At 65.5% G+C, this 20032-nt stretch carries 21 protein-coding genes and 1 riboswitch; of the genes, 20 read left to right on the forward strand and 1 reads right to left on the reverse strand.

All coding sequences use genetic code 11. The features are described from left to right. Positions 1-129: 129 nt before the first annotated feature. Positions 130-268, forward strand: a riboswitch (TPP riboswitch). A 75-nt stretch (positions 269-343) separates the two neighbouring features. The 20 genes from E4J93_RS00330 (at position 344) to E4J93_RS00425 (ending at position 18867) form a co-directional block, all read left to right on the forward strand. After that, the gene (locus E4J93_RS00330) at positions 344-652 is read left to right on the forward strand and encodes a thiamine-binding protein (RefSeq protein ID WP_147587499.1); all 309 of its coding nucleotides are present in this window, start codon (positions 344-346) and stop codon (positions 650-652) included. A 1-nt stretch (position 653) separates the two neighbouring features. Further along, positions 654-1472 (forward strand): ABC transporter permease, encoded by an 819-nt coding sequence (locus E4J93_RS00335; RefSeq protein WP_255431836.1) that lies wholly within the window; start codon positions 654-656, stop codon positions 1470-1472. An 8-nt stretch (positions 1473-1480) separates the two neighbouring features. Next, the gene (locus E4J93_RS00340; RefSeq protein ID WP_147587500.1) at positions 1481-2542 is read left to right on the forward strand and encodes an ABC transporter substrate-binding protein; all 1062 of its coding nucleotides are present in this window, start codon (positions 1481-1483) and stop codon (positions 2540-2542) included. An 83-nt stretch (positions 2543-2625) separates the two neighbouring features. Continuing rightward, the gene (locus E4J93_RS00345) at positions 2626-3381 is read left to right on the forward strand and encodes an ABC transporter ATP-binding protein (protein ID WP_147587501.1); all 756 of its coding nucleotides are present in this window, start codon (positions 2626-2628) and stop codon (positions 3379-3381) included. A 290-nt stretch (positions 3382-3671) separates the two neighbouring features. Further along, on the forward strand, positions 3672-4436 hold the full coding sequence (locus E4J93_RS00350; RefSeq protein WP_147587502.1) for a S9 family peptidase: 765 nt from the start codon (positions 3672-3674) through the stop codon (positions 4434-4436). Positions 4437-4497: 61 nt separating this feature from the next. Continuing rightward, positions 4498-6435: a bilirubin reductase, long form gene (bilR, locus tag E4J93_RS00355; RefSeq protein WP_222705663.1), complete on the forward strand. Its 1938-nt coding sequence runs from the start codon at positions 4498-4500 to the stop codon at positions 6433-6435. Between the two features lie 411 nt (positions 6436-6846). Continuing rightward, positions 6847-7086, forward strand: coding sequence for a FeoA family protein (locus E4J93_RS00360; RefSeq protein WP_255431837.1), 240 nt, complete (start codon positions 6847-6849; stop codon positions 7084-7086). 29 nt (positions 7087-7115) lie between these two features. After that, positions 7116-7337: a FeoA family protein gene (locus E4J93_RS00365; RefSeq protein ID WP_147587503.1), complete on the forward strand. Its 222-nt coding sequence runs from the start codon at positions 7116-7118 to the stop codon at positions 7335-7337. Positions 7338-7436: 99 nt separating this feature from the next. After that, positions 7437-9671 carry a ferrous iron transport protein B gene (feoB, locus tag E4J93_RS00370; RefSeq protein WP_147587504.1) on the forward strand — a complete coding sequence of 745 codons (2235 nt, stop codon included), beginning with the start codon at positions 7437-7439 and terminating at the stop codon, positions 9669-9671. A gap of 84 nt (positions 9672-9755) precedes the next feature. Beyond that, the gene (locus E4J93_RS00375) at positions 9756-9968 is read left to right on the forward strand and encodes a hypothetical protein (protein WP_147587505.1); all 213 of its coding nucleotides are present in this window, start codon (positions 9756-9758) and stop codon (positions 9966-9968) included. A 163-nt stretch (positions 9969-10131) separates the two neighbouring features. Further along, positions 10132-11472 carry a glutamine synthetase family protein gene (locus tag E4J93_RS00380; protein WP_147587506.1) on the forward strand — a complete coding sequence of 447 codons (1341 nt, stop codon included), beginning with the start codon at positions 10132-10134 and terminating at the stop codon, positions 11470-11472. 92 nt (positions 11473-11564) lie between these two features. Beyond that, positions 11565-12227: a winged helix-turn-helix domain-containing protein gene (locus E4J93_RS00385; RefSeq protein WP_147587507.1), complete on the forward strand. Its 663-nt coding sequence runs from the start codon at positions 11565-11567 to the stop codon at positions 12225-12227. Positions 12228-12408: 181 nt separating this feature from the next. Then, positions 12409-13785, forward strand: coding sequence for a S1C family serine protease (locus E4J93_RS00390; protein ID WP_147587508.1), 1377 nt, complete (start codon positions 12409-12411; stop codon positions 13783-13785). 275 nt (positions 13786-14060) lie between these two features. Then, positions 14061-15398 carry an electron transport complex subunit RsxC gene (gene rsxC / locus E4J93_RS00395; protein ID WP_147587509.1) on the forward strand — a complete coding sequence of 446 codons (1338 nt, stop codon included), beginning with the start codon at positions 14061-14063 and terminating at the stop codon, positions 15396-15398. Positions 15399-15401: 3 nt separating this feature from the next. Then, entirely contained in the window at positions 15402-16325 is a 924-nt protein-coding gene (locus tag E4J93_RS00400; protein WP_147587510.1) for an RnfABCDGE type electron transport complex subunit D, read from the forward strand. Further along, positions 16312-16896, forward strand: a complete 585-nt coding sequence (locus E4J93_RS00405; RefSeq protein WP_147587511.1) for an FMN-binding protein — start codon at positions 16312-16314, stop codon at positions 16894-16896. Before E4J93_RS00400 ends, E4J93_RS00405 begins: the two co-directional genes overlap by 14 nt. A gap of 1 nt (position 16897) precedes the next feature. Then, positions 16898-17545, forward strand: coding sequence for an Rnf-Nqr domain containing protein (locus tag E4J93_RS00410; RefSeq protein ID WP_147587512.1), 648 nt, complete (start codon positions 16898-16900; stop codon positions 17543-17545). Next, positions 17545-18141, forward strand: coding sequence for an Rnf-Nqr domain containing protein (locus tag E4J93_RS00415; RefSeq protein WP_147587513.1), 597 nt, complete (start codon positions 17545-17547; stop codon positions 18139-18141). The genes E4J93_RS00410 and E4J93_RS00415 overlap by 1 nt, the downstream gene beginning before the upstream one ends. Positions 18142-18155: 14 nt before the next feature. Next, the gene (locus E4J93_RS00420) at positions 18156-18344 is read left to right on the forward strand and encodes a hypothetical protein (protein ID WP_147587514.1); all 189 of its coding nucleotides are present in this window, start codon (positions 18156-18158) and stop codon (positions 18342-18344) included. Positions 18345-18468: 124 nt separating this feature from the next. Then, the gene (locus E4J93_RS00425; RefSeq protein ID WP_222705664.1) at positions 18469-18867 is read left to right on the forward strand and encodes a hypothetical protein; all 399 of its coding nucleotides are present in this window, start codon (positions 18469-18471) and stop codon (positions 18865-18867) included. 87 nt (positions 18868-18954) lie between these two features. Here E4J93_RS00425 and E4J93_RS00430 read toward each other — a convergent pair whose 3' ends face one another. Next, positions 18955-19716 carry an SDR family NAD(P)-dependent oxidoreductase gene (locus tag E4J93_RS00430; protein WP_147587516.1) on the reverse strand — a complete coding sequence of 254 codons (762 nt, stop codon included), beginning with the start codon at positions 19714-19716 and terminating at the stop codon, positions 18955-18957. Between the last annotated feature and the right edge of the window lie 316 nt (positions 19717-20032).

The raw sequence follows: 20032 nt of genomic DNA on the forward strand, positions 1-20032 counted from the left end.
AGTAAATAGTATGAAATATATGCATAAAAGATGCATATTGCTGTAATGCTTGGCTAGCCTGGAGACCGCGGGCGAATCAAAGCCCACGGCACCCGAGTCGGCCTGATGGGTGTCAGTGCTATACTCGGTTGCGTACCAATGGGGAGCTGGCGGAGGCCGGCTGAGAGGAAACCCGCGGGCTGTTTGGCGACCACGTCGCCGCCCGCACCGTTTCGACCCGAAACCTGATCCGGGTAATGCCGGCGTAGGGACTGAGCAGCCGTGCTTGCAATCGAGTTCATCGTGTTGAGCGGGCCCCTACGAGAGAAGGGGCCCGTTTTGTGCGGCCTCGGAAAGGAAGCTCATGGAAGCGAGCGTAGCGATCCAGGTACTGCCTCAGGGCGTGGACGGCACCAAGGAGGTCATCCGTATCGTCGACGAGGCCATCGCCTATATCCAAGCCAAGTTCCCCGATGCGTACGTGGGGCCGTTCGAGACTACCATCCAGGGCGATTACGACGCCTGCATGGAGGTCGTCGCCGGCGTGAGCCGCATCTGCACGCAGGCCGGCGCCCCCGAGGTCGCGACGTACGTCAAGATCTTCTTCGCGCCCGAGGCGGGCGTGCTCACCACCGAGGAGAAGATCTCCAAGTATCACCAGGACGAGCGCTAGCATGCGCGGCTCGTCCCCGGCAACCGATTCGGCTCTGCGCCACGGTGGACGGCCTCGCCGCCGGCTGCTCGCCCTCGCGGCTCCGATTGCCATCATCGCGCTTCTTGTGCTGTGGCAGGTCGTATGCTCGGCGGGCATCATGCCGCCGTACTTGCTGCCAAGTCCAATCGCGGTGGTGCGCGCGCTCGTGGGTGATTGGCCGCTGCTGGTGGGCCATGCTCTGACTACGCTTGCGGAAGCGGGTATCGGTCTGGCGGCGGGAATCGCGCTCGGCGCGCTTGCCGCCGTGGCCATGGACTGCTTCGAGGTGCTCTATCGCGCTTTCTACCCGCTCGTGGTGCTTACGCAGACGATTCCCACGGTGGCCATCGCGCCGCTGTTGGTGCTGTGGTTCGGCTACGGCATGCTGCCCAAGGTCGTGCTCATCGTGGTGGCAACGTTTTTCCCTATTACGGTGGGCCTGCTCGGCGGATTCAAATCGGTTGACCCGGACGAGATCGATCTTATGCGCTCGATGGGGGCGTCGCGGTGGCAGATCATGCACCACGTGAAGATTCCGGCGGCTTTGCCGCAGTTTTTCAGCGGCCTCAAGATTTCGGCCGCGTACGCCATCGTGGGCGCGGTCATCGCCGAATGGCTGGGCGGGTTCTCCGGCCTCGGCGTGTACATGACGCGCGTACGCAAAGCGTATTCGTTTGACAAGATGTTCGCGGTCATCTTCCTCATCTCGGCCCTGAGCCTCGTGCTCATGTGGGTCGTCGAGGCGGTGCGCCGCATCGCTATGCCCTGGGAGCGCATCGAGCGTCATCAGGGAGAATAGGAGCAATCATGCAGGGCAATCCCAAGACTATCACGGCACGTCCCCTGAGCCGTCGCGCCTTCATGCATGCCGGCATCGCCGGCGCCGGTTTGGCGGGCGCCGCGGCCCTGACGGGTTGCGCAGGCAAGCCGGCCGATCAGTCCGGCTCCGCGCAGAAGGGCAGCGGCCTCAAGAAGATTACCTTCGCCCTCGACTGGACGCCCAACACCAACCACACGGGTCTCTACGTGGCCCAGGAGAAGGGCTACTACAAGGACGCCGGCCTCGACGTCGAGATCCTGCAGGCGCCCGAGAACGGCGCCGACGCGCTCGTCGCCGCGGGCGACGCCCAGTTCGGCGTGACCTTCCAGGACACCATGGCGTCCTATGTGTCCGGTGACGCGCCGATGCCCGTCACCGCGGTCGCCGCGATCATCCAGCACAACACCTCGGGCATCATCAGCATGAAGGACAAGGGCATCGCGAGCCCCGCCGGCATGATGGACCACACCTACGCCACCTGGGAGCTGCCCATCGAGCAGGGCGTCATCCAGCGCTGCGTCGAGGCGGACGGCGGCGACTTCAGCCGCGTGAAGATGATCCCCTCCACGGTCACCGATGAGGTCACCGCGCTCACCACCGACCAGGTCGATAGCATCTGGATCTACTGGGCATGGGCCGGCGAGAAGTGCCGCCTGGCGGGCCTCGACACCAACTACTTCGCCTTCGCCGACATCGATCCGGTCCTCGACTTCTACACGCCGGTCATCATCGCCGGCAACGACCTGATCGAGAGCGACCCCGAGACCGTCAAGGCGTTCATCGACGCGACGCGTGCGGGATACGAGGACTGCATCAAGGATCCCGACGCCGCCGCCGAGATCCTGCTGAAGGCCGCCCCTGAGCTCGAGCCCGAGCTCGTCCATGCGTCGCAGGCCTACCTCGCCGAGCAGTACCAGGCCGATGCCTCCATGTGGGGCCAGCTGGACCAGCAGCGCTGGGACGACTTCTTCGGCTGGGTCACCGAGCAGGGCTTCGCCGCGCCGATCGAGCCCGGCGCCGGCATGACCACCGAGTTCATCGGCGCCTAGCGCCGGAGAGCGCCGCGCGGAGCCGCATGCGCTGCGGCTCCGCGCCGGGATACGTGTATTGGAGCGCGACGGGGGAGGAACCGTTGGCAAAGCTGGTGATAGACGGCGTCTCGCAGGGCTTCGGCCCGGTGGACGTGCTGGAGGATATCGACCTCGTCGTCGAGTCCGGGCAGGTCGCCTGCCTGCTCGGTCCGTCGGGTTGCGGCAAGACGACGCTCTTCCATGTGGTGGCGGGCCTCGCCTCGCCGCGTGCGGGTCGCGTGCTGCTCGATGGGCGCGACATCGCCGGCCAACCCGGGCAACTGGCCTACATGCTGCAGAAGGACCTGCTTCTTCCCCATAAGACGATTATCGACAACGTGTCGTTGCCGCTCGTGCTCAAGGGCGAGCCGACGGCTGCGGCGCGCGAGCGGGCGCGCGGACTGCTCGGTCTCTTCGGCCTGGAGGGAACGGCGGACCGCTGGCCGGCGGAGCTCTCGGGCGGCATGCGCCAGCGCGCCGCGCTGCTGCGCAGCTACCTGTTTTCGAGCGAGTTCATGTTGCTCGACGAACCGTTCTCGGCGCTCGATGCCTTCACCAAGGCCGATATGCACGCATGGTTCCTCGACGTGGTCGAGACGTGCGGAACCACGGCATTGCTGGTGACGCACGACATCGACGAGGCTGTGAAGCTCGCGGATGTGATCTACGTGATGCGCGGTGCTCCGCAGCAGGGCGAACCGGCGCGCATCGCGGGTAGCGAGCGCGTGGCGTGTCCGCGCGCCGAGCGTGCCGAGTTTGCGCTCACACCTGCCTTTCTCGAGCACAAGCGCCGCGTCCTCGACCTTTTGGGTCGATAGGAGCGCCGCCGTCTCAGATTAGGGACAGGCACTTTTCTGAGGTTCGGGGCGTTGATGGAGACGCGACTCGCCGTCGGCTTCGACCTCAGAAAAGTGCCTGTCCCCAATCTGAGGTGCGGGGTCGGGCCGCGCGGTGAAATGTGGTTTACAAAGCGCTGACGTAACAAATGTGCGCCGAATGCCTACAATAGTGAATAGCAGTAACGTTGCCTTGCCGTCCGCCATAGGTGTAGCGAACGACGAGCGTGCCGCTATCGTTGTATAGCCGTAGTTCGAAGGGGATGTGCGCTATGGAAACACTGCAGGTAGCTATTAAGAACAGGGGCGGTCACACCCTGCGCGGCATCGTCACGGTGCCGGCGGGCGAGGGGGTCCATCCGTGCGTCGTCATGCTGCATGGGTTTGGCGGCTCCGTTTCGGGGCGCAGGTACTTTGGCACGAATTTGGCCCGTGCGCTCGCGCGCGAGGGCATTGCGTGCGTCCGATTTGATTTCTATGGGTGCGGCGAGTCGGACGGCGAGTTTTCCGACATGTTGTTCGACGGCTTGCTTGACGACGCCGCGGACATCTTCGCCTGGGCCTCCGCGCAGCCATGGGCCGATGCCGACCGTATGTTCCTGGCGGGCCATAGCCTGGGCGGCTATGTCGCGGCCAGCGCCGCCCCCGATATCCGCCCACGCGGCCTCGTCCTGCTGAGCCCGGGGGCCGCCATGTGGCGCGACGCCGAGCGCAACGCGTGCTTGCTCGAGCAGCATACCGGACGCGACTACGCCGACATGGAGGGCCTCGTCTTCAAGATGGCCTTCAACCATAGCATGGGCGCGCATCCCGACCCCTACATCGAGGCCGAGGGCTACGACGGACCCGTGCTTATCGTGCGCGCCGATGACGACGAGCTCGTCTCGAGCGAGGACTGCGAGCGCTACCGGTCCGTCTACGGGGATGTCGAGTACGTGCAGGCGCCCGCCGGCGGGCACGATTTCGCCAACATAGATGCCCGCGCCATGGTGTTCGACGCCATGGCGGACTTCGTCAAGGGCAACTGCAGAGCATAGGTTCCATAGGCAGGCGGGCCGCGGGAGGGCGGCGCGCCGCTACGAAAGGAGAATCACGCACATGAGCAAACCGGATATGAGGATCCTGGAGCCGATCACCGTCGGCGGCGTCGAGTTCAAGAACCGCATCATGTTCCCGCCGCTGACCACCGGCTACGAGGAGCGCGACGGCAGCATCGGCGAGCGCAGCCGCGGCTTCTATACCCGTATCGCGCAGGGCGGCGCGTCCTATATCGTGCTGGGCGACGTCGCGCCCATCGCCTCGTTCTCGCCCACGCCCAAGCTCTACTGCGATGAGCAGATCGATTCCTTCAGGAAGCTCGCCGACGCCGTGCACGAGTACGGCTGCAAGCTCGGCGTGCAGATCTTCCATCCCGAGTACGACTGCGACGCCATCAACGAGCTCTTCCAGCAGGGCAAGATGGCCGAGGTGCGCGAGCGCCTGCACCACGACATGATGCACTTCACCGACGAGGTGAGCGAGGAGGGCCTGCTCAAGATCATCGACAAGATGTGCGACTGCGCCCGCCGCGCGGAGAAGGCCGGCGTCGACGTCATCCAGGTCCACGGCGACCGCCTGACCGGCTGCCTGTGCTCCACCCGCATGAACCACCGCACCGACAAGTTCGGCGGCTCGCTCGAGAACCGCACGCGCTTCGCGCTCATGCTCGTCCGCGCCCTGCGCGAGGCCGTGCCCGATATGGTCATCGACTACAAGTTCCCCATCGTGACGCCCGAGCGCGGCAAGGGCGGCATCGACCTGGCGGACGCCCCGCAGTTTGCCCGGTGGCTCGAGGAGGCCGGCGTCGACATGCTGCACGTCGCCCAGGCCAACCACACCGGCAACATGGCCGACACCATCCCGCCCATGGGCGTGCAGCCCTACGGCTTCTTTGTCGACATCACCGGCCAGATCAAGGACGCCGTGAGCATCCCCGTCTCCGCCGTCGGCCGCATCATCGACCCCAAGATGGCCGAGCGCATCGTGGTGTCCGGCAAGGCCGACATGGTTGGCATCGGCCGCGGGTTCCTCGCCGACGAGGACTGGGTCCGCAAGGTCGAGGAGGCCCGCGCCGACCAGATCATCCGCTGCCTGTCCTGCAACAAGGGCTGCACCGACGCCATCCAGCGCCGCGAGGGCCTCTCCTGCGTCCTCAATCCCGAGAACGGCTATGAGACGGTGCGCCGCATCGCGCCCGCACGCGAGGCCAAGCGCGTCGCCGTCATCGGCGGCGGCATCGCCGGCCTCATGGCCGCCCGCGTCGCCGCGCTGCGCGGCCACGACGTCACCTTGTTCGAGCGCGCCTGCGAGCTGGGCGGACAGCTCAACATCGCATGCGTGCCCCCGCGAAAGGCCGAGCTGCGCCGCGCCGTCCAGGACGGCGTGACCGCGGCCCGCAACGCCGGCGTGACGTTCGAGCTCGGCCACGAGGCGACCGCCGATGAGCTTACCGCCGCGGGATTCGACCATGTGATCGTGGCCGTGGGCGCCCAGTGCGCCTGCCCGCCGATCCCCGGCCGCGAGCTCCCCAACGTGGTGGACTCCTGGTCCGTCCTGGCTGGTACGGCCGAGGTCTACGGCAAGGTCGCCGTCATCGGCGGCGGCATGGTGGGCTGCGAGACCGCCGAGCTGTTGGCCGACGAGGGCTGCGAGGTGAGCGTCGTCGAGATGCTCGAGAGCATCGCCGCCGACGAGGGTCCGACCATCAAGCCGACCCTCTTCGAGCACTTCGAGGCCCGCGGCGTGAAGCGGTTCACGCAGCACAAGGTGCTCGAGATCACCCCGACCGAGCTTGTGTGCGAGACCGCCGACGGCTCCGAGGCCCGCATGCCCATCGACTACGCCGTCATGGCCATCGGCGCCAAGCGCGTCGCCTTCGACACCGTCGCGCTCGATGCGGCAGGCGTGGCCTGGACCTTCGTGGGCGACTGCAGCGAGGAGGGCGGCGACATCTCCTGCGCCACCAAGACCGCCTACGACGCCGCCTGCGCGATCTAGCGCAAAACGAATAGCGGGCGCTGCGCGAGGGCGTGCACGCCCGTTCGCCGCCCATGTGCGACGGCTATAGAGCGGCCTTCCATCCAAGCCGGGTGGAAGGCCGCTTTTCGTTTGCGATGGCGCTCGGCGCGCATCACGCCTCAGATTAGGGACAGGCACCAATCTGAGCACCGACCGTCTCAGATTAGGGACAGGCACCAATCTGAGCAGGCACCAATCTGAGCACCGATCTGAGGCTCTGCTCGCGACAGCAGGCTCATATGCATCTAGCAGCGCATATAAATCTGATGATGAACAATCGAATTATCTTTTCGTAAAAGTTAGCCATGGTTATTCCCAGGGGCGGCATTTCGTGGTAGTTTACCAAGGTGAACAAAGCCAAGGCTAACTTTTGGAAAGATGGTGGGTCGAATGCCGCAGGGACCGCAGATGCCGTCGATGCCCCTTTCGATGATGAGGGCGGGTGAGACGGCGACCGTCGCGCGCGTGAAGGGCGCGTCCGACGTGAAGCGGCATCTCGAGACCCTTGGATTCGTCGAGGGCTCGCAGGTGCACGTGGTGACGGTTGGCGGCGGCAACATCATCGTCATGGTGAAGGGCGCGCGCTTCGGCCTCGATGTCAAGGTCGCCCGCAACGTCATGGTCGCTTAGGCTTGCACGTCTGGGAACAGGAGGAAGGTATGAAAACGCTGGGAGAGGTGCCGGTGGGGGAGTCCGCCGTCATCGTGAAGCTGCATGGCGAGGGGCCGCTGCGCCGGCACCTTATGGATCTGGGGCTGATCAAGGGCACGCCGTTCAAGGTCGTGAAAGTCGCTCCCCTGGGCGATCCGGTCGAGATCTCGGTGCGTGGATACGAGCTGTCCATCCGCAAGGAAGAGGCGGCCATCGTCGAGGTGCGGTAGCGCATTTTTTTTGAGCAGTAAGTTACCCACATCTAACAAATGCTACGTCGCGGATGCCGTATATTGCACGGCCCCGGACAGGATGCAAGGGAAGGAACTATGGCAGAAACGAGCATGCATATCGCGCTGGCGGGCAACCCCAACTGCGGTAAGACCACGCTGTTCAACCTGATTACGGGTCAGAACGGCTACGTGGGCAACTGGCCGGGCGTCACGGTGGAGAAGAAGGAGGCGCGCCTCTCCTCCGATAAGGGCGTCGTCGTCACCGACCTGCCCGGCATCTACTCCCTCTCGCCCTACAGCCCCGAGGAGCGCGTGAGCCGCGACTACCTCATGGGCGACGAGCCCGATGCCGTCATCCAGGTTCTCGATGCCACCAACCTCGAGCGCAACCTGTACCTGGCGCTCCAGGTTATCGAGACGGGGCTTCCCGTGGTGGTCGCGCTGAACATGGCCGATCTGGTGGAGAAGAACGGCGATAGGATCGACGTGCCCGCGCTCGAGCGCGCGCTGGGCTGCCCCGTGGTCTTGATCTCCGCGCTGAAGAACACGGGCGTCGACGACCTGCTGGAAACGGCGAAGCGCTCTGCGGCTCGCAAGGCCGCTCCGAAGCGCCATGCATTCGATGCCGCGGTCGACGGCGTGCTCGAGCGCATCGAGCACCAGCTGCCCGCCCGCGTGCCCGCTGCCAAGCGCCGGTACTACGCGGTGAAGCTGTTCGAGCGCGATGCCGGGGCAGCCGCCTCGCTCGCCCTCGACGCCGCGGCCGCCGAGCGCATCGAGCAGCTGGTGGCGGCATGCGAGGCGGATTGCGACGACGACGCGGAGTCGATCATCACCGGCGAGCGCTACGCCGTGATTGCCCATATCGTGGACGAGTGCCTGCATCGGGCGCCGGCGCGCATGAGCACATCGGAGAAGATCGACCGTATCGTCACCAATCGCTGGCTGGGCCTGCCGATTTTCGCCCTGATCATGTTCGGCGTGTACTACCTGTCCATCTCGACCTTCGGCACGGCCATGACCGATTGGGTCAACGACAACCTCTTCGGCGAGGGCTGGGAGCTTTTCGGAGCCGCCATGCCCAGCGTGCCCGCGCTCTTCGAGGGCTGGCTCTCCGCTGCCGGCGCGTCCGACATGGTGATCTCCTTGGTGTGCGACGGCATCGTCGCCGGCGTGGGTGCGGTGCTCGGCTTCATTCCGCAGATGTTCGTGCTGTTCGTGCTGCTGTCCTTCCTTGAAGACTGCGGCTACATGGCGCGCGTCGCGTTCGTCATGGACCGCGTGTTCCGCCGCTTCGGCCTGTCCGGCAAGTCGTTCATCCCCATGCTCGTCTCCACGGGCTGCGGCGTGCCCGGCGTGCTGGCCACCAAGACGATCGAGAACGAGAAAGACCGCCGCATGACGGTCATGACCACCACGTTCATCCCGTGCGGCGCCAAGCTGCCCGTCATCGCGCTGGTCATGGGCGCGCTCATCGGCGACGCCGAATCCACCTGGATCGCGCCCCTCTTCTACTTCCTGGGCGTCGTCGCGGTCATCGTCTCGGGCATCATGCTCAAGAAGACGAAGCTGTTCGCCGGCCGCCCCACCCCCTTCGTGATGGAGCTGCCCGCTTACCACATGCCGAGTGCGCGCAGCTGGGCCCTGCACGTGTGGGAGCGCGTGAGCGCCTATATCAAGAAGGCCTTCACGATCATCTTCGCATCCACCATCGTGGTGTGGTTCCTGTCGAACTTCGGCGTCTACGAGGGCGCGTTCGGATTCCTGCCCGCGATGGAGGGCATCCCCGAGGAGTTCACGAACTACTCTGTCCTCGCTGCGGTCGCCGGTGCCGTGAGCTGGATCTTCGCCCCGCTGGGCTTCGACTCCTGGCAGGCCACGGCCATGTCCGTCACCGGCCTGGTGGCCAAGGAGAACGTGATGGCCACGGCGGCCTCGCTGCTGCATCTGGCCGAGGCGACCGAGACCGACCCCTCCCTGTGGAGCGCCTTCGCCGCGCTGTTCCCCAGCGTGGGCGCCATCGCCGCGTTCGGTGCGTTCAACCTGCTGTGCGCCCCCTGCTTCGCGGCCATGGGAACCATCCGCGCCCAGATGGGTTCGGCAAAGTGGACGGCTATCGCGCTGGGCTACGAGTGCGGCTTCGCGTGGGTGGTGGGACTGCTTATCAACCAGTTCTACCTGGCCGCCCAGGGCGTCTTCAGCCTGTGGACCGTCGTCGCGGTCGTGTTGGCGACAGGCATGCTGTTCCAGCTCTTCCGCCCCATGCCGAAGGGGGCGTGGGACGACGAGGCGGTCTCGGCCCCGGCCGCGCGCCCGCAGGCGGCACGCTAGACCGTGAACATCGTATACGGGGCCCGTTGCCACGGCGGCGGGCCCCGTCCCGTATTGCTATGCTGGATGTAAGGAGGAATGCGTATGGGACCGATCGATATCGTTATCCTGCTGGCCGTGGCCGCGGCGTTTGCCGCCGTGGTCATGCGCGTGCGCAAGAAGGGTACCTGCGGCGATTGCGGAAGCTCCGGCTCGTGTGCGGGTTCGTGCGCGGGATGCGCGACGCCCTCGCGCGCGGGCTGCCCCGCATGCGAGGGGGTCGACCGCGTGGCCGAGCGCCTCGGCCGCGACCTCTAGCGGGTTGCCGCATCATATCCACGTCTTCGCCGGGGGCGCGTGTCGGGACCGAACCGGCGCGCGCCCCCGGCGGCGTGCATGAAACCAGGACGAAACAAACGTATGAAACAATGGCTCGATGGCCGAAGGCCATGGTTGTTTCTTTGCGCGGGAGGGTGCCCTCATGGATCAGCAGCAGTACATCGATTTCGTGCTCCGCACGGTCGAGGAGCGCGACATACGCTTCATTCGCCTGTGGTTTGCGGACGTGCTGGGCCGGCTCAAGAGCTTTGCCATCGCGCCCGAGGACCTCGAGGTCGCGTTCGAGGAGGGCATCGGTTTCGACGGCTCCGCCATCGAGGGCTTTACCACGCCCGATGAGGCCGACATGCTCGCGTTTCCCGATCCCTCGACCTTCCAGGTCCTGCCATGGCGCCCGAGCCACGACGGGGCCGCGCGTATTTTCTGCGACGTATGCACCCCGGATCGCGAGCTGTTCGCGGGCGATCCGCGCGAGTGCCTGCGCCGCATGTTCTACAAGGCCGAGAAGGCCGGCTTCATCATGAACGTGGGCGCCGAGCTCGAGTTCTACTACTTCCCCGACGAGCACACGCCCGAGCCGCTCGACGACGTGCGCTATTTCGACCTCACGCCCTCCGATTCGGCGCGAGACCTGCGCCGCTCCACCGTGCTGATGCTCGAGAAGATGAGCGTGCCGGTGGAGTATACCTTCCATTCCTCGGGCCGCTCGCAGCACGGTATCTCGCTGCGCCATGCCGAGGCGCTCTCGATGTCCGACGCCATCATGACGGCCAAGCACGTCATCCGCCTGGAGGCGTACGAGGCCGGCGTGCACGCGTCGTTCATGCCCAAGCCCATCGCCAACGAGGCGTCGAGCGCGATGTTCCTGCATCAGTCGCTGTTCGACAAGAGCGGCAACAACGTGTTCTACGGCGAGGACGATCCGGTCTACCACCTGTCGCCCATCGCGAAGAGCTACATGGCCGGCATACTGGCCCATGCATCCGAGATATCGGCGATCACCAACCCCACCGTCAACTCGTACAAGCGCTTGGTGACGGGCGGCGCCACCGTGCCGGCATACGCCACGTGGGGCATGCGCAACCGCTCCGCGATGATCCGCATCCCCATCTACAAGCCGGGCAAGCACCTGTCGAGCCGCATCGAGCTGCGCACCCCCGACCCCATGGCCAACCCCTACTTGGTGAACGCCGTGACGCTCGCCGCCGGCTTGGACGGCATCGAGCGCGGCCTGGAGCTGCCCGAGGAGGGCACGAGCGCGCTCAAGTCGCTTTCCGATGCGGAGCTGCGCCGCCGCGGTATCAAGCCGCTGCCGCGCAACCTCTCCGAGGCGCTCGATTGCTTCGAGGAGTCCGAGCTGATGCGCGAGACGCTCGGCGAGCACATCCACAGCTTCTTCCTTAAGAAGAAGCGCCAGGAGTGGGAGAAGTACTCGTCGACCATCACGGAGTGGGAACTGAAGCATTACCTTGCAAATTCGTAGCCTGAACGCGTGGCGCATGCGTTCGGCGTGCGATAAAGTAATCAAAATGAGTTTCCGGGCCCGATGCCGCGGCATCAAGTTGGGGGGTGCCCATGTCCGATAACAACATCCTGTTCATGGCGCGGACGACGCGGTTCCACGAATTCGCGCGAACGCTGAGCGCTACCATGGGTGCCGACGTGTTCGCCGCCACGCCCGATTCGCCGAGCGCCGCGCACGATTTCGACCTGCTGCTCCTCGACACCGACGGCGTGCGCCCCGATCGCCTGGAGTCCATCGCCACATGGCTCGAGGGCCGCGGAAGCGTCCCCATGATGCTGATCGTGGACGAGGACGCCCTGTCGAGCTTGCATATGCCCTCGCACGGTCGCTGCGATTTCATCTGCTCGGGAGCGAGCCCCGTCGAGCTCGAGCTGCGCGTGCGCCGGCTCCTGGGCGAGGACGATTCGTTCTCCGGCGACGATATCCTGCATATCGACGGCATGACCATCAACCTGGCTACCTATCAGGTGTATCTGGACGACGAGCCCGTCGACCTCACGCTCATGGAATACTCCCTGCTGTCGTTTCTGGCAACGCATCCCAACCGCGCGTACAGCCGCGAGGTGCTGCTGCACCGCGTATGGGGTTTCGAGTACTGCGGCGGCACCCGAACCGTCGACGTTCATATCCGCCGGATTCGCTCCAAGATCGGCCCGCAGATCGCCGGCCACATCAACACGGTGCGCGGCGTGGGCTATCTGTTCAAGGAGTAGCGTCGTCCGCCGACCCTGTCTTGCCGCGCGTTCCGCTGGCTGCCCCACGGTTCCGACCGGGGTGTTTACGAATTACTTAAAGGGCTTGTGAAAGAGTTAATCATTGCGCGCGACCGAGCTGTCCGCGCGCCTCTTGGGGTACAACGTTGCTAGTAGTTGATGCTGGCGAAAGGAGCTCCCCATGAGTGATGAGAAAATGCCCCAGCGGCCCGATGGCCTTGGCTCGTTGCCGCGCGTCGAGGTCGAGCCCACGCCCGTGCCGGGTGCGGGCTCGGCACCCGCTTCCGGCGATGACGCGCCGAAGCACGCCGCCCCCGCCGGCGAGACCGTGAAGCACACGGTCGTGAAGACCCGCACCAAGAAGCTGCCGGTGTTCCTGGCGGCGCTCGGCGGCCTGGTCCTGGGCGCCGTGCTCGTTATCGCGCTGGTCATGTCGGGCGCGTTCCGCATCACCGACGGCAACGTCGAGGCTTCGTCCTCAACGACCAAGAACATCCAGATCGACCCCGAGGACACCACCCTTGCCGAGACCGTTGCCGCCAAGGCGCAGCCCTCCGTGGTCTCGATCACCGCCACGGGGGATTCCCAGAACAGCGGCGGCATCGGTTCGGGCGTGGTGCTCGATACCGAGGGCAACATCCTCACCAACAACCACGTGATCGAGGGCGCCACGGCCCTGACGGTCTCCATGGGCGGCGAGTCGTACGAAGCCGAGCTGGTGGGAGCCGATCCCTCGAGCGACCTTGCCGTCATCCGCCTCAAGGACGTCGATAAGAAGGCGCTCGCGCCCATCGAGCTCGGCGATTCGAGCGAGCTTGCGGTAGGCGAGTGGGTCATGGCTATCGGCAGCCCCTTCGGCAACGAGCAGTCGGTCTCTACCGGCATCGTGAGCGCCCTGTATCGCTCCACCGCCCTGCCCTCGACGGGCGGTACGTCCATCTACGCCAACATGATCCAGACCGATGCCGCCATCAACCCCGGTAACTCCGGCGGCGCGCTCGTCAACGACCGCGGCGAGCTCATCGGCATCAACTCGATCATCGAGTCGTACTCGGGCTCCAGCTCGGGCGTGGGCTTCGCCATCCCCGTGAACTATGCCGTCAACATCGCCGAGCAGATCATCGATGGCAAGACCCCCGTTCATCCGTATCTGGGCGTCAACCTTACGTCCGTCAACGCCATGACGGCGCGTAGGAACGGCCTGGGCGTCACCGAGGGCGCGCTCGTCGTGTCCGTCGTGGATGGGGGCCCCGCCGCCGCGGCCGGCCTCGAGGCGAACGACGTTATCACCAAGATCGACGATAGCCCGGTGGTTTCGGCCGACGGCCTGATCATCGCCCTGCGCGAGCACAACGTGGGCGACAAGGTCAAGCTCACTGTGGTGCGCGGCAAGGACAGCAAGGAGCTCGAGGTCGAGCTCGGTTCCGACGAAGCGCTCCAGGCCGAGAACCAGGATGTCTCGTCCGGTGACGCGGCGGGCAACTCCATGACCGAAGAGGAGTTCCTGCGCTACCTCGAAGAGCTCATGGGCCGCGGTTCCGCGAGCCCGTTGGGGTAGTAAAGCGAATCGCGTGCCTTCCCGCGAGGGCGCGCTTCGGGGCCGTGCGATGGCGCGCGGCCCCTTTTGCTATGGTCAGCTCGCACGAGGCGGGGCCGCTCGGAAACGCGCGGTCCCGCCTCGTTCGTTACTAAACCGCACGTATTTCGCCATTATTCTATCTTACGAATAATGATACGTGTTCAAACGATGGACGATTCCCGTTAGAATAGAACGTCGGACTAAAGCCGCCCTGCGCCTGCGGGCGGTGGAGGAAGAGGACAGGAAGGGGAGTAATGTTCTCTCTTCATAAGACGCTGGGCGGCGTCCATCCGCCCCAGTGCAAGGACACGCGGGATTGTCCCTGCACGTGGATCGAGCCTCCCAAGCAGGTTCGCATCCCGCTCAACATGCACATCGGCGCGCCGTGCACGCCGTGCGTCGAGGAGGGCGCGCACGTGTACGTGGGCACCAAGATCGGCGACGGCGAGGGGCTGTGCGCCCCTATTCATGCAAGTATCTCCGGTACGGTGACCTCGGTTGCCACCGAGAAGCTGCCCACTGGCGCCACGGCCCCGGTGGTCACCATCGCCTCCGACGGCAAGATGGAAAACGACCCCGCGCTCACGGTTCCCACCTATAGCGGCAAGGACGAGTTCATCGCCTGCGTGCGCGATTCCGGCGTGGTGGGCCTGGGCGGCGCATCGTTCCCCACGTGGTTCAAGATGCGCGCGCCCGAGGGCAAGAAGTTCGACTTCGTGGTTATCAACGCCATGGAGTGCGAGCCCTACATCACGAGCGACTACCGCCAGATGATCGAGCACGCCGAGCGCGTGATCGACGGCGTGGTGCGCGTGGCGCGTGCGCTCGAGATCCCCGCCGCCGTCATCGGCGTCGAGGATAACAAGCCCGAGGCCGTCGACGCGCTCAACCGCGCCATCGCGGACAAGGGCGTCGGCGATATCGTCGAGGTGCTCATGGTTCCCACCAAGTACCCCGCGGGCGGCGAGAAGGTCCTCATCGAGGCCACGACCGGCCGCGCCGTCCCCGCCGGCGGCCTGCCCATCGATGCCGGCTGCCTGGTGCTCAACGTCACCACGGTCTCGCGCGTGGAGGAGTACTTCCGCTACGGCGTGCCGCTGGTCCGCCGCACCATCACCCTTGCCGGCGACTGCGTGAAGAACCCCGGCAACTACCGCGTCCCGCTCGGTATGATCGTCCGCGACGTCATCGAGGCTACCGGCGGCCTTGAGAAGCAGCCCAAGAAGATCATCATGGGCGGACCGATGATGGGCCGCACGGTCACCGATATCGACTGCCCCATCCTCAAGGCGAACAACGCCATCCTGTGCCTGGACAAGGACGCCGTCCTGCCCGAGGAGTCGCCTTGCATCCGCTGCGGACGCTGCGTGCGCGTGTGCCCGCTCGGTCTCATGCCGTACGCGCTCGACGCCGCCAGCCGCCGTCACGACGCGGTCGAGCTCGACGAGCTCGCGGTCATGAACTGCATGGAGTGCGGCTCCTGCGCGTTCACCTGCCCCGCCCATAGGCGCATCACCGCATCGATCCGCGAGGGCAAGGCCGCCTATCGCGGCGAGGTCGCCCGCCTGACCCAGCCTGCGAAGGAGGCGTAACGTATGAACCTGATCTTCGAGGATTCCCCGCACTTCCACGGCAGCGCGTCCACCTTCAAGATCATGGGCGCCGTGTGCCTGGCGCTCGTGCCCACGCTGCTTGCGGCAACGTGGCTCTACGGTCTGGCCGCTCCGCTGCTGGTGCTGGTATGCATCGCCACGGCGCTCGTCTGCGAGCACCTGTGCTGCGCCATCATGCATCGCGAGTCCACCGCGGGCGATATGTCCTGCGTGGTCACGGCCATGCTGTTCGCCTTCACCCTGCCCGCCACGGCGCCCGTGTGGGTCGCCGTCCTGGGCACCGCGTTCGCCATCGTCATCGTGAAGATGATGTTCGGCGGCATCGGCAACAACTTCGCCAACCCGGCCGTCGCCGCGCGCATCTTCGTGATGGTCGCGCTGCCCAGCGCCCTTTCGTCCTATCCGGATGTGGTGGGCAAGCCGCTCGACGCCATCACCGGCGCGACGCCGCTCGCATTGGAGGCCAATCCCTACAGCATCATGGACCTGCTGCTGGGCAACCACGCGGGCGCCCTGGGCGAGACCTGCGTCATCACGCTGCTCATCGGATACCTCTTCCTGCTGGCCATCAAGGTCGTCGATGCGTGGGCGACCGTGCCGTTCATCGGCACCGTGGCGCTCATCATGGGCTTTGCGGGCGAGGATGTCGTCTTCCAGTTGCTCTCCGGCGGCCTGGCGCTGGGCGCCTTCTTCATGGCCACCGACTACACCACCACGCCCATGACGCCGAAGGGCAAGATCGTCTTCGGTATTGGCTGCGGCGTGATCACGTCGCTGGTGCGCCTGTTTGCCGCCGCGCCCGAGGGCGTGGCGTTCTCGATCCTGTTCATGAACATGTTCGTGCCCCTGATCGACCGCTATACCCGTCCCCGTCCGGTTGGAGGTGTGAAGAATGCCCTCGTCTAGCTCCTGGCTCTCGCGCCACCGCAACGGCGCGTTCTACACGCTCGGGCTCGTGCTCGCGGGCACCCTGGTGTGCGGCGGCGTGACCGCTGGCGTCCACTGGGTGCTTACCGACGCCTTCGCCGCGTCCGATGCCGCGCTCGATGAATCGAAGGGCGGCGCCCAGCGTGCGCTGCTGTTCCCCGATGCCACGTTCGAGAAGGTTTCCGCCCCCGCCATCGAGGGGCTCAACTCGGTGTACAAGACCGACGCCGGCGATTACGTCTTCGATGTCCAGTCCAAGGGCTATCACGGCGATGTGGAGCTCATGGTGGGCATCACGTCTGCCGGCAAGGTCGCGGGCATCCAGGTCGTAGCCGAGGACGAGACCGACGGCATCGGCACCAACGCCCTTACCGACGAGTACTTCGGCACCTTTACCGACCTGGCCGCCTCCGGCGTGCTCACGGTCGAGGACGCCGGTGCCGGCGAGACCAAGGTGGACGGCGTGTCCGGCGCCACCTTCACGGCCAACGCCGTCATCGCCGACCTCAACATCGCCTTCGAGGCGTACGCGCAGATGGGAGGCAAATAATATGGCGCTGAATGAAAACATCGTGCGCGAGCAGGACGAGCGCGTGGCCGCTTTCGTGCGCACGCCCACCTTCGTCGTCGTCGCCGCGGCCCTGCCCGGTCTGTTTGCGGCCACGTCCACGGTCAACGGCATCGCCATCGGCCTGGCTACCGCCGTCGCCATCCTGGCGATGGCCGTCGTCGCCCCGCTGTTCCGCCGCTTCACCGGCGCGTTCTCCTTCCTGCCGCTCACGCTCCTTGCGGGCGCCACGGTATCGGTGCTCGTGAGCTTCGGCGTGCGCGTGGCCGATCCGGCTGCCTACGAGTCGCTCGGTATCTACCTGCCGCTCACCTGCGTGAACGCCATGGCCGTGGTGTTCGTCGCCTGCGACGGGTTTACCGCCGACCCCACCTCGAAGTCCTCGGTCGGCACCGCCGCGTTCGCCGCGCTCTGCGCGCTGGCAACGCTGGTGTTCGTGGGCTTCATCAACGAGATGTTCAGCACCGGTGTCGTCTTCGGCCTCACCATGCCCGAGCTCGCGGCCTCCCCGCTGTCCATCTTCGGTACGCCTGCGGGCTCGCTGCTCGTGCTCGCCTTGGTTGCCGCGTTCGTGCAGTCTATCTGCGACGTGTGCGCCTCGTCCGAGAACGCTAAGGAGGATGAGCGCTAATGGAGTTCCTGAACTCGTTTTTCACCGCCGCATTCGATAACAACATCGTATTCGCTCAGCTTATCGCCATGGTCTCTGTGATCCTGGTGGCCCATCGCCCGCAGGATGCCATCCGCATGGGCGGCCTTCTGGGCATCGCCGTCGCGGCGGCGGGCGTTATCGGCTGGCCGCTGTATGCGGGCTTTCTGATTCCCTGGAGCGTCTCCTACCTCGCGCCGCTTGGTTGCGTGCTCGCCAGCACCGGCGCCATCTTCGTGGGCGGCACCATCATGGGTGCCGGCAAGCCCTCCGAAGAGCGCACGCGTATCCTGCGTTCCTGCACCATCTTGGCGTGCAACGCCGCCGTGTTGGCGGTTCCGTTGGCAAACGGCGCCGTGGCCGAGACGCTTACGTTCTGGTCGGCCTTCGGTACCTCGCTGGGTGCGGGCTTCGGCCTGTTCTTGGCCGTGGTGCTGTTCGCCTTCGTTCGCAACGGCATCGACGAGCGCCTGGTTCCGCATGCGCTGCGCGGCCTGCCCATCACGCTGATCACCGCCTCGCTCATGGCGCTTGCGTTTACGGGCGTCGCGGGCATCGCTGGCGGACTGTTCGTGTAAGGGGGATTTGACTGATGACCGATCCTATCATCATGGTGGGCGTTCCGCCCATTCTGCTCGCCGTCATCGGCGGCGGCGTCGCCATCGCTCTGAGCATCTGCGCCGGCATCAACAACTTCGTCGACCGCCGCGAGGCTCGCGCCGAGGCCGAGGAAGCCGAGGCTTCCGACGCGGCGTCCGAGGAAGTGGCAGCGGAGGCGTAGCGCCTCTCGACCACGCTTGCAGCAAAGCGCTCTCCAGGTTAGTCCTGGGGAGCGCTTTTGTTTTGAGGCGAGCACTTGAGTCCGGACGCTGGGAACCACGGTCGATGGACTCTTGGGTGGCGAGGTGCCTGCGATCGCGCAGGAGACAACCGAGGCTCGCCGAAAGCTCGCACGCTGCCTTGCCACGCTTGTTGCTCTCTTTATCCTTTATCTCATCGTGAATATCGTCGACGTCGCGTTCATGCGCGGCGAGTGGAACCATACGGCGCACTATGTGTGCAGCGGCATCCGAATCACCCTGGCTGCGTTCTCCATTCCCGTCGCGAGGCGCATGCGCGAGATCACGCGCGGGCACGAGCTGGGTGACGCGGTGGAGATCATGATGTTCGTCGAGGGCTATCCTGCGGGCCAGGAGCCGCCGAACAACGTCTTCTACCGCACGGTCCTCACCAACATCCCCGCGTTGTACACGCTGTTCCTCGTGGCGCTCGCGGCGGTATTCATCGCGATCGTCTACGCCTAGGATCGAATTGGGGTGTGGGCGCCGTACGAAAACGGGCCCCTCGACGAGGGGCCCGCTGCACGGATGCATGGCTGTCGCGCGTGCGCGTTACGGCATGATGCTGTTGGCGCCGTCCACGATGACGCTCTGGCCGGAGAAGTAGCAGGAGTCAGGACCGGCGAGGAAGGCGATGACGGGCGCGATGTCCATCTCGGGGTCGCCGAAGCGCTTCATCGGGTTGAGGTTGACCTGCTTGGCGTACTCCTCCGGGAACTTCTCGGCCCACGCCTTGGCGGCCGGGGACTCGGCGCCGGGCAGCACGATGTTGACGGTGATGCCGTACTGTCCCCACTCCTTGGCGGCGATCTTGGTCAGGCCGCGCAGGGCCTCCTTGTTGGAGCCGTAGGCGAGCTGGCCGGCGATGCCGAACATGCCGGTGGCGGAGGCGAAGTTGATGATGCGGCCCTCGTGCCGCTCCTTCATGTAGGGGAAGGCGGCTTGCATGTAGTTGAGGGAGCCGATCACGCCGGACTCCCAGGCCTTGAGCATGTTGTCGTACTCGGTGTCCTCGACGGGCTGCGAGGGAACGATGGCTTGGCCGTTGTTGACGATGACGTCGATGGAGCCGTAGGTCTCGACGGCCTTCTCGACGACCTCGAAGACGCGCTCGCGGTCGGCGGAGTCGCAGGTCATGGCGAAGCCCTCGCCGCCGAGCTCGCGGATCTCGGCGATGGTGGCCTCGATGGGCTCGAGGCGACGGCCGGTGGCGATGACCTTGACGCCGCGCTTGGCCAGGCACAGCGCGATGCCCTTGCCGATGCCCTGGCCGGCGCCGGTTACGACGGCGACCTTCTCGTTCAGCTGCTTCATGATGAGTCCTCTCTCTTTTGAAGCCTGTGCGGTTGCGGGGCGTGCGGATGCAGCTCCTGCGCGCACGTATTTGCCAGAAGTCTATCCACTAAACGGGTGGATAAACGCGACTTCGCCGTTCGGGCTGCCAGACGGCGCGCCGTCATTCCGCTATCGGCATGCTGCGCGGCTGATCGGAGCTATCGAAGGAGCCGCTGATGTGCAGTTCTGCCGACTTTTCCCATCGGTTCTGGAGATGCAAATGTATACTCGCTTCCATGCATTTTTATAACCTGCGGGTTTGTAATCGATCGTCACAGGGATACTTGGCGCAATC

Origin of the sequence: Collinsella sp. BA40 (assembly GCF_008014645.1) — a bacterium.
Lineage (GTDB): Bacteria > Actinomycetota > Coriobacteriia > Coriobacteriales > Coriobacteriaceae > Collinsella.